The 14,665-nt window shown below is 70.5% G+C and carries 9 protein-coding genes; 3 read left to right on the forward strand and 6 right to left on the reverse strand.

Going from position 1 to position 14,665, the window contains the following annotated elements:
* Positions 1 to 452: 452 nt before the first annotated feature.
* The 6 genes from INT51_RS22625 to INT51_RS02615 form a co-directional block, all read right to left on the reverse strand.
* Entirely contained in the window at positions 453 to 3,152 is a 2,700-nt protein-coding gene (locus INT51_RS22625) for a glycosyl hydrolase (protein ID WP_193103642.1), read from the reverse strand.
* Between the two features lie 277 nt (positions 3,153 to 3,429).
* Positions 3,430 to 4,686, reverse strand: coding sequence for a Gfo/Idh/MocA family protein (locus INT51_RS02595; RefSeq protein WP_193103643.1), 1,257 nt, complete (start codon positions 4,684 to 4,686; stop codon positions 3,430 to 3,432).
* Positions 4,683 to 6,032, reverse strand: a complete 1,350-nt coding sequence (locus tag INT51_RS02600; protein WP_193103644.1) for a Gfo/Idh/MocA family protein — start codon at positions 6,030 to 6,032, stop codon at positions 4,683 to 4,685. Before INT51_RS02600 ends, INT51_RS02595 begins: the two co-directional genes overlap by 4 nt.
* A 43-nt stretch (positions 6,033 to 6,075) precedes the next feature.
* Positions 6,076 to 6,993, reverse strand: a complete 918-nt coding sequence (locus INT51_RS02605) for a carbohydrate ABC transporter permease (protein ID WP_193103645.1) — start codon at positions 6,991 to 6,993, stop codon at positions 6,076 to 6,078.
* The gene (locus INT51_RS02610; RefSeq protein ID WP_193103646.1) at positions 6,986 to 7,924 is read right to left on the reverse strand and encodes a carbohydrate ABC transporter permease; all 939 of its coding nucleotides are present in this window, start codon (positions 7,922 to 7,924) and stop codon (positions 6,986 to 6,988) included. The genes INT51_RS02605 and INT51_RS02610 overlap by 8 nt, the downstream gene beginning before the upstream one ends.
* A gap of 87 nt (positions 7,925 to 8,011) precedes the next feature.
* Positions 8,012 to 9,316 (reverse strand): ABC transporter substrate-binding protein, encoded by a 1,305-nt coding sequence (locus INT51_RS02615; protein ID WP_193103647.1) that lies wholly within the window; start codon positions 9,314 to 9,316, stop codon positions 8,012 to 8,014.
* A gap of 554 nt (positions 9,317 to 9,870) precedes the next feature.
* Here INT51_RS02615 and INT51_RS02620 point away from each other — a divergent pair.
* Genes INT51_RS02620 through INT51_RS02630 form a run of 3 tightly spaced genes read left to right on the forward strand, consistent with a single transcriptional unit; the run spans position 9,871 to position 14,626 of the window.
* Positions 9,871 to 11,190, forward strand: coding sequence for an ABC transporter substrate-binding protein (locus tag INT51_RS02620; RefSeq protein WP_193103648.1), 1,320 nt, complete (start codon positions 9,871 to 9,873; stop codon positions 11,188 to 11,190).
* A 47-nt stretch (positions 11,191 to 11,237) separates the two neighbouring features.
* Positions 11,238 to 12,530, forward strand: a complete 1,293-nt coding sequence (locus INT51_RS02625; protein WP_193103649.1) for an ABC transporter substrate-binding protein — start codon at positions 11,238 to 11,240, stop codon at positions 12,528 to 12,530.
* Positions 12,527 to 14,626, forward strand: a complete 2,100-nt coding sequence (locus INT51_RS02630; RefSeq protein ID WP_193103650.1) for a hypothetical protein — start codon at positions 12,527 to 12,529, stop codon at positions 14,624 to 14,626. The genes INT51_RS02625 and INT51_RS02630 overlap by 4 nt, the downstream gene beginning before the upstream one ends.
* The last annotated feature ends 39 nt before the right edge of the window (positions 14,627 to 14,665 follow it).

The raw sequence follows: 14,665 nt of genomic DNA on the forward strand, positions 1-14,665 counted from the left end.
AGTGCTCGATGCGAAACTCTAACCACGATGTGACTGCCGCCACGCCAAAAACTAGGTCACAGTTCGATCAGTTCTGCGCGATTGCTGCGTATAACGGTCACGAACGCGCTCTGCCGGGGTATCGCGGCGTCGGGCGTGTCGTGCCCGCGCGCCGGTCTTCCCGTCTCCCGATACACGCGCCACGCCGCAGCTCGGCCCTCGCCCCGTCACCCCTGCAGCTCGGCACCCCGGCACCCCTGCAGCTCGGCACCGCGCATATCGGCAGCCCGCAGCTCAGCAACCCGCCAGTCCCGCACCCCCGCACCCCCGCACCCCCGCACCCCCGCACCCCCGCACCCAGAGTTGATCGACGAAAACTTCCAGAATGTGGAAGTTCTCGTCGATCAACTCCACCGGTCGGCGACAGAGCACGGGTCAGGTGGACGCAGCACGGCCGGGCGGCAGAGCAAGCGTCACGCCGACGCGGCCGGGCGAGGCTGCGGAGCTCCACCGTGGATCCGGTGCAGGACGGGGACGGCGTGCAGGCCCGATTCGACCTGATCCATCGCGAGGTCGAGGTCCTGCTGCTGGAACCGTGCACCGTAGACCCGATGACTCTGGGCGACGACGCCCGCGGCGTCCGGATCCGTGGCGACCCGTCCGGCGGCGGTGTTGTGCACGACCAGGCGCAGCGTGTTCTCCCCGGGACGCAGTGCATCCGAGAGGTCGATCCGGTGCGGGGCATCCCAGATCACGCCGCTGAACTCGCCGTTCACGGAGACGACCGCGATCTCCCGCACCGGGGGTGCGATGAGCGCGCGATAGCTCTTCGCCTCCCGCGTCGTGTTCTCGATCGGCCGGCTCGGTCCGAGGTCGAGAAGCAGGCGATATCCGGCCTCGAGCCAGGCCGGCTCGAGGTGCACCGTGGTCTCGTAGGTGCCGGCTCCGCAGTACCCAGGATGCTCGTCCTCCCAGCGATGCGGCAGGACCACCTCGGCGCCTGTTCCCGCGCGGGTTCCCGCCGCGGGGTCGCCATCGCTGAGGTCGGGACCCCTGAGTTCCCCGTCCCCGAGGAGGAAGCGCCACGGGCCGTCGAGTCGGATCGAGCTGGGGCCGTGCGCACGCTGCGCCCCATCGGCATCCGCGTCGTCGGGATTCACGCCGTCGGCGTCCCCACCATCGGGCGCGGTCAGCACTCCGCTTCCGAGATCCACCTGTGCCCCGGCTCCCGCACCGGTCCCGATCAGCACGGTCGCCTCGTAGGGGTGCAGCGTCACGAGGATCCCACCCCCATCCCGCTGCGCGGGCGATGTCTCTCCACTGTGGGGATCCCAGTGCTCGTAGTCGGCGCTGCTCTCACGCGGAGTGAGGCGGACGGTGTGCACGGTGGCCCCGGTATTGGCCACGAAGTACAGCTCGCCACCGGCCACGCGCCGGTGGACCACGCCGATCTCGCCGTCGCCGCCGTCCAGGGCGACGTCCGGTGGCAGGGAGGCGGCGAGGGTGTCCGGGAAGGTCTGCCGGCTCGCGGACATCGCCTCGGGGTAGGTCGGGGAGTCGACGGCGATCACCATGCCGCCGGCCTCGCGCACGGCATCGAGCCAGGCGCGAGTGCGCACCGGGAGGGTGGTGACCGCGGGGAGCACCACCACGGGAACGTCCTGCGGGTCGAGCACCTCGAGTCCCTGATCATCGATCAGGTCGATGTCGTAGCCGGCACGACGGATGGCCGCGGGGATCTCGGGTCCGATGTGGTCGCGGCAGGCGCGCCACAGGTCGAAGCCCTCGCCGTGAGCGGCGTAGACGTCGAAAATGGGCAGGTAGAGCTTCACGTCGGCCACCGGATCGCCCTGTCGCAGCAGCCACGACAGGCGGGTCAGATAGGCGGTCAGCTCCGGCATCGCGGGCCACCACGGGTTGCGATCGTCCAGGGCCCCGGCGGCGTAGACGGTCCTTCCCAGGCCCGGGGCCTCGGGCGGCGAGTAGGGCCATCCGTGGCCCACGAAGTGGTTGATCCCCAGCAGGAAGTGCTCGTGCGCCTCGCCCTTGAGATCCAGGGGCGTGGCACGGAACGACGGGGAATGCACCCAGGTCCAGATCTCGCTGGAGATCACCTCGCGCCGATACAGGTGGCCGGCCGAGGAGGCCCACCTCGACTGCGGCAGACCGGTCCACCCCCAGCCCTCGCCCTCGATGAGGTCCGCGAAGCGGTTCGAGCTCAGCGAGACCGGAGGCTCGCCGTAGGCCTGGATCCGCCACGGCACCCCGTGCTCGCCGGCCCACTGCTGACAAACGGCCACGAAGTTCTCCTCGACCAGTTCGGTCAGAGTGCGGCCGACGTCGATGCGGAACTCAGCAGAGCCCGGCTCCTCGATCTGCAACCGGTGCAGCAGGGGCAGCGGGTCGTAGCCGCGGCGGCGCGCGAACTCCTCGGGCAGGCGCGGAGTCCAGCTCGCGCCGTACACCTCGAGGCTGTCGCAGAACACGGAGCCGAGCAGTTCGGCGGGGACGGCCGCGAGCAGGGCCTCTCCCACGACGGCGAGGTGGTGCCGGGTGGCGTCGGCCGAGAGATGGTCCAGCACCGGACCCTCGGCGCCGGCGGCGGACCGCTTGACCTGCTGACCGGTGACCTGCGACCAGGCGAGCAGCACCGTGCGAGGGCCATGCCCGGCGGGAACCCGCAGCACGCCGTCCTCCAGGGGAAGCGGCTCCCACGCCTCCGGTGGGGAGCCGTCACCCAGGAAGGCGGCCACCAGCTGGTCACCCGGCCAGGGCGTGACCAGCGGGACCTCGAACGGGGCGGGCGACACGTCCCGGCGCTCCCAGCGCAGTGAGCGGGAGGCGTGCTCGGAGCCGATGTGGGGGCCGCCGTAGGACCAGCCGCTGCCCAGGGTCACGTCGAAGCGCAGGCCCAGGTCGCGGGCGGTCTCGGCCGCATGGCGGAGGTGACCGAGCGCGGCGTCCGAGAGGTAGGTGTCCGACCCCGCCTGCAGCGGGTAGACGAAGCTGACCTCCGCTCCACCCAGTCCGGCCGCGGCCATCGCGCGCAGCTCGCGGTCGATCTCGGCGTCCTCCACGTCGGGGCCGAACCACCACCAGCGCATCATCGGCCGCGCCGCCGGGTCGGGCTCGCTGAACCCGGCACGGATCCCCTTGAGTGTTCGTCCCGTCATGGCCGTCCTCTGCTGTGGTTGTCGGTCACTGATCGCACCTCTCCCCCGGTTCTCGTCGCGTCCTCCCCTGCCCCGCACCCTCGAGTTGATCGACGAGAACTTCCACATCCTGGAAGATTTCGTCGATCAACTGCACGGGCCGGCGGCAGGGGCGATGCTCCGGCGGACGCGACGAGACAAGGCGACAGGGGCGATGATCCGGCGGACACGACAGGACGAGGCGGCAGGGCTGGGCCGGAGGGTGGCGTGGCGGTCAGCGGGCCGACGGCGTCCCGAATCAGCGGGGCGGAGGCGTCCAGACATGCACGGCGTCCTCCCGCGCCCAGCTCACCCCGAGCTCGCTGAAGGGTCGCCCTTCGGCGAGCGCGGCCCGCAGGGTCTGCTCGATGTCCTCGACCACCGGGTGCGCGGCGTCCCCCTCCCCCTGCCACTCGATCGCCTCGGCGGCGATCGGGGTGGGATCCGGGGCGGACTGGATCGCCTCGAGCACAGCGCTGAACGCCCCGGTCGAGGTGAGCGGCGAGATCAGTGCGATGCCGCGGTCCCGCACGTGGACGATGAGGTTCTCCAGGAGATCGCTGCGCTGGTGCGTCAGCGTTCCGGTCGTGCCGTCCGCCCCGGTGCGCTGGGAGGCGTCGTCCGTGTAGTGCAGGCGGTGGCTGCCGTCGGGCCCGCTGATCTCTATCCAGGGCGCGCTCTGCTCGGGCGCGGTGGTGGTCAGCGCGCACACCACGGCGGGGCCGTCCCCCATCGGGTCGATCCGCAGGAAGGTGGTGTCGTCGGCCTCGATGTCGTGGGCCCGGCGCAGCTCCGTGGTCACCGACCGGATGTCGGAGACCTCCTGGATCCCCGCGATGACCAGGCCCGCGTGCACAGCGTGGGCGAGCGGGTTGGTCGCGACGCCGTCGGCCACCCGTCGGCCGTTCAGCCGGCGCCTGCCGGCCCAGGCCGAGCGGCGGTAATAGGCCCGATCGCGCCGCCAGGCCCCGTACACATGCACCGCGTCGATCCGCCCGAGAGCCTCCGTCGCGACCTCGTCGCGCAGCACGTCCACGCCGGATCCGCCGCGAGCCTGGAACCCGACCTGCACCGAGCGTCCGGCGGCGAGCGCCGCCTCGAGCAGTCCACGGAGGTCGGTGAGCGCCGGCACCGGCGGCTTCTCCAGGTATACGTCGAGCCCGGCGGCGAGCGCCTCGGTCGCGAGCGGTGCGTGGGTGTCGATCGGGGTGGCGATGATGACGATCTCGGGCCGGTCCTGCGGGGGCGTGGCGTGCAGCAGATCGGCCAGGGAGCGGTGGTGGATCGCTCGCAGCTCCTCGGGCGGCTCGGCCACGTCGACGACGCCGACCAGCCGGGAGATTCCGGTCGATTCGAGCCGGGCGAGGGTGCGCAGGTGCACGGCGCCGAAGCCGTGCGTGCCGATCAGCGCGATGCGGACGGGACCAGTGGGGTCAGCAGCTCCGCTGGGTTCAGCGGTGCCAGCAGGCACAGCGGTGCGGGCCGGTGCGATCGGAGTGGCAGGACCGGCGGTCATCGGGCGACCGTCGCCACGTCGGGGCGGGCGAGGTCCAGGCCCAGGAACTCCGTGACGTCGACGGGCAGCCCGGTGGCGAGCGACTCGTTGCCGCAGATGCCCACGGAGATCGCACGCAGACCGTCGCGATGGTCGGAGGGCCGTCCCAGCTCGTCCTGCGTGGGCCCCACGAACACGTCGCGCAGCAGCAGGGCGTCCCCGCCGCCGTGGCCGCCCACACCCTCGGGGATCTCCACCTGCCGGGCAGGCTCGAAGTGCTTCTGCACCACGAGGCGCTCCCCGCGCTCGCGCACCCCGGCATCGGCCGTCGAGACGGCGACGGCGCTGGGGTCGAGATGGGCCTGACCGTCCTCGTCCTTCGCGATCACCTCGGCCCGTTCGATCACCTCCAGCTCGGCGCGGCCCTGCGTGCCGTTGACCGACACCCGGTACCCCTCCCACGGGCTGTGCGCGTTCAGGGCATAGGTGAGGATCGGCCCGCCGGCGTAGTCGACGATCGCGGTGAGGTTGTCCTCGGCGGTGATGCCGGCGTCGAACACGGAACGGTCGCGCTGATAGCCGTCGTGCTGCTCGGCCTCCAGGTAGAGGGCCTCGAGCCGATCATCGGAGCGCAGGTCCAGCTCGAAAGGATCGTGGGCACCGTCGTGGGTGCCCCGCTCGGGCAGCGGTGCCTGACCGCGGGCGTTCGCGTTCTCCTGCCCGTAGAAGCGCAGGCCGCCGCGCGCATAGACCCGCGCCGGGGTATCGGCGATCCACCAGTTCACCAGGTCGAAGTGGTGGGCGGCCTTGTGGATGAACAGACCGCCGCTGTTGGTCTTGTCCCGGTGCCAGCGGCGGAAGTAGTCCGCGCCGTGCTGGGTGTCCAGAACCCACTCGAAGTTCACGGAGACCACGTCGCCGATCTCTCCGGAGGCGATGACCTGCTTCAGAGCACTGTTGCGGGGGCTGTAGCGATAGTTGAACGTGACCACCACGCTGCGCCCGGTGCGATCGATCGCGTCCTGGATGGCGCGGGCCGACGGGGCGTCGATGGTCAGCGGCTTCTCGACGATCACGTCGGCCCCGGCCTCGAGCGAGCGCACCACGTGCTCGGCGTGCAGGCGGTCCACGCTGGTGACGATCACACGGTCCACCTGCTGCTCGCGGATGACGGCCTCGAGCTGCTCGGGCCCGGCCAGGACCACGTCGGCGAAGGCCGGCACGCGATCACGATGGAACTCGCGTCGGGTCGGATTCACATCGAGCAGGGCGACCAGTTCCGCGTCAGCGGCGTGAGGGCCGGCGATCGCATCGAGGTACATCTGGGCGCGGTGGCCGGAACCGATCAGGGCATAGCGGGTGGGCATGTCACTCCTGGACTGCTGAGGCGGGCGGTGGGACGGGTGGGGACTACTTGATGCCGGTGGTGGCGAAGCCCTTGACGAGGAACCGCTGTCCGAACAGGAACACCAGGAACAGCGGGATCAGGGAGACGACCGACATGGCGAACATGGCTCCCCAGTCGGAGGAGCCCTGGGTGTCCAGGAACGACTTCAGCGCCAGCGGCACCGTGAAGTTCTCCGGGGTGGTCAGGTAGATGAGGGAGCCGAAGAAGTCGTTCCACATCCACATGAAGGTGAAGATCGTGGTGGTCGCCAGGGCCGGAAGCATGAGCGGCAGGATCACCTGGAAGAAGATCCGGAAGTGTCCGCAGCCGTCGATGCGCGCGGCCTCGTCGAGCTCCCGGGGGATGCCGCGGATGAACTGGACCATGAGGAACACGAAGAACGCGTCGGTGGCCAGGAACTTCGGCAGGATCAACGGGAGCATGGTGTTCACCCAGCCGGTCTGGCTGAAGATGATGTACTGCGGCACGATCACCACGTGGATCGGCAGCATCAAGGTCATCAGCATGACCGCGAAGGCGATGTTGCGGCCCCAGAACTTGAGGCGCGCGAAGGCATAGGCCGTCAGCGAGCAGGCGATCAGGTTGCCGATCACGCAGCCCAGCACCAGCAGCGTGGAGTTCATCAGGTAGTGGGAGAACGGCTGCGCGAGCGACTCCCAGCCACGGGCATAGTTCGAGAAGTCCAGGCTGATCGGGAAGAGGCCCGGATTGCGGAAGATCTCGTCGTTGGGTCGCAGCGAGGAGACGACCATCCACAGCAGCGGATAGATCATCACGATCGACGCGACGATCATGATCGCGTGTCGCACGCCGCGGCGCACCAGGCGCTTCGGGCGAGGCCTGGGCGCCACCCGCGCAGCGGTCGAGTCACCGCCGCCGGAGGCCGCAGCGGGAGTTGGTCGGCTCTGCAGATCAGTCATCGTAGAACACCCAGAACTTGGAGACGAAGAAGTTGATGGCGGTGAAGATCGCGACGATGATCAGCAGCAGCCACGCCATCGCGGAGGCGTACCCCATATCGAACTGGGTGAAGCCCTTCTGGTACAGGTACAGCGTGTAGAACATCGTCGAATCCGAGGGACCGCCGGTGCCGCCGGAGACCACGAACGCCTGCGTGAACGATTGGAAGGCGTTGATGACCTGCAGGACGACGTTGAAGAAGATGATCGGCGTGAGCAGCGGCAGCGTGATCCGGAAGAACTTCGCGAGCTTCGTGGCGCCGTCCACGGAGGCTGCCTCGTAGTACATCTCCGGGATCTGTCGCAGGCCGGCCAGGAAGATGATCATCGGGGACCCGAAGGTCCACACGTGCAGCAGGATGATCGTGCTCAGCGCCGTGTCGGGGTTCGACACCCAGCCCGGCAGGTTCTCGAAGCCGAGCATCCCGCCGACCTGGTTGATCAGTCCGTTGGCGCCGAACATCTGGCGCCACAGGATCGCGATGGCCACCGAGCCGCCCAGCAGGGACGGCAGGTAGAAGATCGACCGGTAGAACGCCAGCCCCTTGATGCCCGCGTTCAGCACCACCGCGAGCAGCAGCGCCGCCACGAGCTGCAGCGGGGTCCCGACGAACACGTAGATGAAGGTGACCACCAGCGAGTTGTGCAGGCGGGTATCGCTGATCATCTCCCGGATGTTGGCCAGGCCCACGAACTCCGGCGGCGCCAGCAGGCTGTAGTCGGTGAACGCCAGCGCGAACGACGCGATCATCGGGATGAGCGTGATGGCCAGGAGCCCCACCAGCCAGGGCGCCATGAAGATCAGCCCTGCTTTGTTGTCGCGGTGCTTCTCCTTCGCACCGCCCTTCTTGCGGCCCGACACGATCTGCGTCAGTTCGCCGACTGCACTCATAGGTTCATTCCCTTCTTCGATTCACCCACGGCACCGATCCGGCAGGGTCCATTCCCCGCCGGGAGGGGCGCCGTGGCGCAGGTCTGCTCAGCCAAGGGCTGCGGTCAGGTCGTCGAGCACGCGCTGCCCGGCTTCGGCGGGGGTGAGGGTGCCGAAGAGCATCTCCTCGCCGGCGCGGGTGAGGATGTCCTCGAACTGACCGCCGCCCTGCGGCGTGATCTCGGGGGCGTCGCCGAGCTCGCTCTCGATGGACTCCAGGAAGTCGACGGCCTTCTTGTTGGCCTCGTCGAGGTCGGGGACGATCGCCTCGCGCACGGTCAGGTTGCCGGGCACCCCGCGCTCGACGGAGAGGATCGCGCCCGCGTCGGGGGAGTTCACGAGGTAGTCCACGAAGGCGACGGCGGCCTCGGGATCGGCGGTCTTGGCGGAGACCGCCCAGTACATCGAGGCCTTGTACCAGAGCTGGGCATCGGCGGCAGAGCCCGTCATCGACGGCGGACGCAGCACGACCACTCCCTCGGGGACGAGGCCGTCGTGGGCGACCACCTGGTTCGACCAGGCCACGGTGATGGCGGCCTTGCCGGTGGCGAACAGGGACTGGTCGATCGCCTTCGCGGCGTCCTCGACCGCGATGCTGGCATCCGGGCCCGCTCCGCTGTCCTGGATCTTCTTGGTCCATTCGTACCACCCGGTGGCGGTCTCGATGTCGAAGCCGGCGGCGCCGTCCTTGTACTGGTCCTGGCCCGCCTGACGGACGTAGACCTGGAAGAGGCCCTGCTGGGTTCCCATCTGGGTCATGCCGAAGGTGCCGTCCTCGGTGTTCTCGGAGATCGCCACCGCGGTGTCGATGAGGTCGTCCCACGTCCAGGTGGTGTCGTCGGGGATGTCGACGCCGGCCTCCTCGAAGACCACCGGGTTGAGGAGGAACGCGAAGGAGTTCAGGCCTGCGTTGATCGCGGCGAGCCCGACGTCGGGCAGCTCGCCCACCTCGACCGAGCCGGGGACGAAGTCCTCGGTGTTCAGCCCGGCGCCGGCGAGGTCGAGCAGGGCGCCGCGCCCGCCGTACTCGGCGAGGTACTTCTCGTCCATCTGGACGATGTCCGGGAAATCGCCGCCGGCGGTCTGGGTGGCGAGCTTGTCCCAGTAGCCGCTCCATTCGCCCGGCTCGGGGTTGATGGTGACGGCGTCGTCGACCTCCTTGTAGGCCTCGACCACGTTCTGCGTGTTCTCGTCGCGGGTGGGATTTCCCCACCAGGCGAGGCGCAGCGTAGCGGCGCTGCCCTCTCCACCGCCTCCCCCGGAGCCCCCGGAGGCGTTGGGGCCGCAGGCCGCGAGGCCTGCGAGACCGGGGACAGCGAGACCGAGCGCGAGTGCATTGCGTCGAGTGAACATCAGATCTCCTTTGATCTTCGGGGTGCCACCGGGGCGACGGGGAGAAGGACTCGCAGCGGCCGCCGTGGCCGCCACGAAGGGGGCGATGAGCGGACAGGACCTCCGCGGTCCCGGCCGTCGCGCCGCAGCGCCGGAGGGATTCCGGGCCGTGACGCGCTCATGGTGAAAGGTTTCGGTTTTCATCCCACCACCCGCGACCCGTCGAATCCCGCAGGATGAGCGCCGATCGCGGTAGGCGATGCACCCCAGGAAAGCGCTTCACGAGAGCCTTGTCAACCCATACCGCCGGGGATGGCGGACCGTTGTCGAACCGTGCCCGGGCGAGAACTCGGCGGGAACCTCCGACCGGCACGCGCCGACCGGCCGACGCTCTTGTGCGCCCGGCGCCCGGTGGTTAGTGTGGCACTATAACTAATCCTGAAACGTCTCAGGACCAGCCCGCTCCGTCGAGCCGGGAGACTCGCCGCCACTGCCGACGGCGCGCTCGTCACGGCGCACGGCCGGCGTCCGAGACCTGCCTCCTGACCAGATGCCCCCTTCCGGAAGGATCGACGATGATCACCCGCAGAAGCACGATCGGCCTGCTCGCCGCCGCCGGCGCCCTACCCGCTCTCGCCGCGTGCGGCCCCAATGCCTCCGACGGTTCCGGCGGCGGTGAGGACGGAGGCGGGGACTCCGTGCGCATCTACTGGTGGGGCGGCGACCTGCGCAACAGCCTGACCCGCGAGGCGCTCGACCTGTTCACGGCGTCGCACGAGGACGTCACCGTCTCCCCCGAGTACAGCGAGTGGACCGGCTACTGGGACAAGCTCGCCACCCAGTTCGCCGGCGGAGACGCCCCGGACGTGCTGCAGATGGACGAGGCCTACATCGACTCCTATGGCACCCGCTCCTCCTTGCTCGACCTCGAGACGGTCTCCGACCTGCTGGATCTCAGCGACATGGACGAGGCCGTGCTCGACACCGGGCGGCTGGCCGACGGAACCCTGGTGGGCGCCCCGCTGGGCATCGGGATCTTCTCCATCGGCGTGAATCCGACGCTCCTGGAGCAGGCCGGGGTCGCCATGCCGGAGGACACCACCTGGACCTGGGACGAGTTCGCCGCGCTGAGCACCCAGGTCAGCGACTGGGCGACGGAGGCCGGCGAGGACGTCGTGGGCTTCGACTTCTTCGGCACCAGCGCCGCAGAGCTGGGCGCCTGGGCCCGCCAGAGCGGGCAGCAGCTGTTCCCTCGCGAGGACGAGACGCTGATCAGCAAGGACACGATCGTCGCCTACCTCGAGTACGCGCTCGCGCTGGTCGAGTCCGGCGCGGTCGTCGGCCCCTCCGAACAGGTCGAGGACTTCGCCGCCGGCGTCGAGCAGGGACGCTTCGGCAACAACCGCGCAGCCTTCCACCTCCAGTTCCACACCCAGGTGCAGACCTTCCAGAAGGCCTCCGGTTCGCCGCTGGAGCTGCTGCGCCTGCCGGCCCGCACCAGCGGTGACCACCAGATGGTCAACAAGGCCTCGATGTACTGGTCGATCGCCGCGGGGACGGGGAGCACGGACGCGGCCGCGACCCTCATCGATTTCCTGCTGCGCGATCCCGAGGCCGCGAAGGTCCTCAAGATCGAGCGCGGCGTGACCTCCTTCCCCGAGCTGCAGACGGAGATCGAGTCGGTGCTGGACGAGAACGAGATGGTCTCCCTCGACTTCGCCCGCGAGATGCAGGCCGAGGTGGTGCGGCCTCCGCTGGTCACGCCTGCCGCCGGGGTCGGCTTCGGCGACGAGCTCTCCCGGCTCGGCGAGGAGTCCCTGTTCGGCACCCGGCCCCCCGCGGACGTCGCCGACGAGATCCTCACCGTCCTCGAGGGCATGCAGCCCGAGCTCTGACCCCGCCGCGTCCCGGCCCGCCCCGTCGTCCTCCCAGGAGACCACCCATGACGCTGTCCCGCCGCACCGCCCTGACCACCCTCCCGCTGGGCGCCCTCGCGCTGGGGCCCCTCGCCGCCTGCGGGCCCAACAGCTCCAGCGGCGGGGGCTCCGACGACGGCCCGCTGCGCTTCGCCTGGTGGGGCAATCCGGAGCGTGCGGCGACCACCCAGGCCGTGCTCGACCTGTTCGCCGAGAAGAACCCGGACCTGGAGATCAGCGCCGAGCCCGGCGACATCTCCGGGTACTTCGACAAACTCGCCACCTCGGTCGCCGCCCAGGACGAGCCCGACGTGATCACCATGGGCGGCGCCTATCCCGCGGAGTACGCGGCGCGGTCCGTGCTGCTGGACCTGGGCACCGTCGAGGATTCCCTGGACCTCTCCGCGATGGACGAGGTGGCGCGCAGCAACGGCCAGGTCGACGGCACCCAGGTCGCGGTCACCACCGGGATCAACGCCCCGGGCATGATCGTGAACCGGGCGGTGCTGGAGGCCGCCGGGGTCGAGCTGCCCGATACCGAGACCTGGACCTGGGAGGACTACGCGGAGGTGGCGAGCGCGGTCAGCGAGAACTCTCCCGACGGCACTTTCGGCTCCGGATCGGTGTTCACGCACGACTCGATCGACCTGTGGGCCCGTCAGCACGGCGAGATCTTCTACACCCAGGACGGGGAGATCGGACTGGAGGTCGCGACCGTGCAGTCCTTCTTCGAGTACTCGAAGGCCCTCGTGGACAGCGGCGCCTCGCCGGGAGCCGAGGTGCTCGTCGAGCTCACCGACGTCGGCCCCGAGCAGACCCTCCTGGGTCGCGGGCTCGCCGCCTTCATGCTGACCTGGTCGAGCTCGCTGACCGCGCTGGCCGAGGCCTCCGGGGCAGAACTGGAGATCGTGAAGGTGCCCGGTGAGTCCGTCGAGAGCGGAGTGTGGCTGCAGTCCTCGCAGTTCTACACGATCTCCGCGCGCACCGCCTCCCCCGAGAACGCGGCGACGTTCGTCAGCTTCCTGGTCAACGATCCCGAGGCGGCGACGCTGATCCTCACCGACCGCGGGGTCCCGGCCATCGAGGCGGTGCGCCAGGCGATCCTGCCCGAGCTCTCCGAGACCGCGCAGAGGGAGGTTGAGTACATCTCCGCGCTCGGCGAGATGGAGCTCAAGCCCACCTGGATCGGCCCGGCCGGCTCCACGGCGGTTGCCGAGATCACGCCGCGTCACCAGAACTCCGTGCTGTTCGGAGACGCGACCGCGCAGGAGGCGGCGCAGGCCTGGCACACCGAATCCGTCGCGGCCGTCGCCGGATGAGCGGCGGGGCAGGCCCAGCTGCCGGCGCGGCGGGAACAGCCGACGGGGCGCGGATCGACCGGCACGCGGTGGTCTCCCGCCACGACCCGCGCCTGACGAGCTCCGACGATGCCATCCTCTCCGTCGGCAACGGGAGCTTCGCGGCCGGGGTGGACCGCACCGGGACGCAGACCTTCTCGGGCCCCGACAGCGCCGAGACCAGGATCAACACCCTGGCCGAATGGGGCTGGCACACGATGCCGGGCACGCCGCCCCAGCCGTGGGAGTCCCTGCTGCGGCCCTACTCCTCACACCGCGGCGACGCGGAGTACATGGATCTCCCCGGCGGGACGGAGGCGCCCGACCCCGGTGCCGCCTGGTTCCGGGAGAACCCGCACAAGGTGTCCCTGCTGCGCTTCGCTCTCACGGACAGCGCGACCGGTGGAACTCCGTCACCCGCAGAGATCACCGAGGCCGCACAGCACCTGGATCTGTGGAGCGGGACGATCTGCTCCTCGTTCCGGTACCGCGGCCGCGCCTGCATGGTGACCACAGCCGCCGATCCGGAACGTCCCCTGCTGGCCCTGGACCTGGACACCCCGGGACTGGATCTCACCCTGAGCTTCCCCTACGCCACCACGGCCTGGGATGGCGCGGCGAACTGGGCCGATCCCGGAGCCCACACCACGCGCGTCGAGGGCGGGCGAATCCGCCGCCGCCTGGACGACCTGGTCTACGACGTGGTCGTCCACGGGGCGACGGCGGTGCCGACCGGTGACCACGACGTCCGACTGCGCGCCGACCCCGCCTCCGGACCGCTGGACGTGGTGCTCGAGCTGGTGCCCCGGGTGGTGCCCGCGCTGAGCCTGCCCTCCGGCAGCCTGTCGACGACGCCGACCGCCCTCGGGCCGACGGGCACGGGCGTGCGCGAGCGGTCCGCCCGCTTCTGGTCCGAGCACTGGGAGCACACCGGGATCCTCGACCTGGGCCGGGCCGACGATCCGCGAGCGGCCGAGCTCGAACGTCGGGCCGTGCTCTCGCGCTATATCCAGCGCGTCCACGCCGCCGGGGTGCTGCCCCCGGCGGAGACGGGGCTGCTGGCGAACTCCTGGCGCGGGAAGTTCCACCTCGAGATGCACTGGTGGCACGGCGCGCACTTCGCCCTGTGGGGGGACGCCGCCTCTCTGCGGCGCAGCCTGGACTTCTACGCGGCCACGCTCCCGGTGGCGCGGGCCACGGCGCGGCGGCAGGGCTGCCGCGGGGCGCGCTGGCCCAAGCAGATCGGCCCCGACCTCCGCGAATCCCCGAGCGACATCGGGCCGTTCCTGCTGTGGCAGCAGCCCCATCCGATCCATCTGGCCGAGCTGCTGCGCCGCGCCGACCCGGCCGCCCTCGCCGATCCGGTGCTGGAGGAACTGGTCGAGCAGAGCGCACTGTGCCTGGTGGATCTGCTGCGGCCCGACGGCGAGCATCTCGGGCTCGGCCCACCCCTGATCGGCGCCCAGGAGCGGCACGTGGCGGACCGCAGCGCGGTGCAGGACCCCTCGTTCGAGCTCGCCTACGTCGCGTGGGCGCTGCGCGTGGCGGACCGCTGGCGGCTGCGGCGCGGCGCCCGGGACGCCGGTGAGCTCACGGCGATCGCCCAGCGGATCCACGCACCGCTGACCGCGCGCGGCGAGCTGGCGACCTTCCGGGACGGGCCCTCGATGGAGCGTTCCGACCATCCCGCGCATCTGCTGGCCTACGGGATGGTGCCGCCCACCGGCACCCTCCCCGCCGCCGCGGCGCAGAGCGCCCTGGAGGACGCCCTCGGCGCCTGGGACTGGGAGTCGACCTGGGGCTGGGACTACCCGGCGCTCGCGATGAGCGCGGCCCGGCTGCAGCGCCCCGAGAGCGCCGTCGATGCCCTGCTGCTGCCGACGGTCAAGAATCGCTGCGACGCGGCCGGGCACTTCCCTCAGCGGCCCGGCCTGCCCGCCTACCTGCCCGCCAACGGCGGCACCCTGATCGCGCTCGCCCTGATGGCAGCCGGTTGGGACGACGGCCCGCGCTTCCCCGGGCTCCCTGCCGCCTGGGGCGCCCGCCACGACGGGATCCTGCCGCTGCCGGCGCAGTGACCCGCTCCCGACCCGCCGCCATGTCTCGTTCACCCGTGC

The sequence above is a fragment of the Brachybacterium sp. FME24 genome (assembly GCF_014897705.1).
Taxonomy (GTDB): Bacteria; Actinomycetota; Actinomycetes; order Actinomycetales; family Dermabacteraceae; genus Brachybacterium.

Coding starts and splice junctions, on each gene's coding strand:
- INT51_RS02620 (WP_193103648.1), top strand. CDS start 9,871: ATGATCACCCGCAGAAGCACGATCGGCCTGCTCGCCGCCGCCGGCGCC.
- INT51_RS02615 (WP_193103647.1), bottom strand. CDS start 9,316: ATGTTCACTCGACGCAATGCACTCGCGCTCGGTCTCGCTGTCCCCGGT.
- INT51_RS02605 (WP_193103645.1), bottom strand. CDS start 6,993: ATGACTGATCTGCAGAGCCGACCAACTCCCGCTGCGGCCTCCGGCGGC.
- INT51_RS02595 (WP_193103643.1), bottom strand. CDS start 4,686: ATGACCGCCGGTCCTGCCACTCCGATCGCACCGGCCCGCACCGCTGTG.
- INT51_RS02630 (WP_193103650.1), top strand. CDS start 12,527: ATGAGCGGCGGGGCAGGCCCAGCTGCCGGCGCGGCGGGAACAGCCGAC.
- INT51_RS02600 (WP_193103644.1), bottom strand. CDS start 6,032: ATGCCCACCCGCTATGCCCTGATCGGTTCCGGCCACCGCGCCCAGATG.
- INT51_RS02610 (WP_193103646.1), bottom strand. CDS start 7,924: ATGAGTGCAGTCGGCGAACTGACGCAGATCGTGTCGGGCCGCAAGAAG.
- INT51_RS02625 (WP_193103649.1), top strand. CDS start 11,238: ATGACGCTGTCCCGCCGCACCGCCCTGACCACCCTCCCGCTGGGCGCC.
- INT51_RS22625 (WP_193103642.1), bottom strand. CDS start 3,152: ATGACGGGACGAACACTCAAGGGGATCCGTGCCGGGTTCAGCGAGCCC.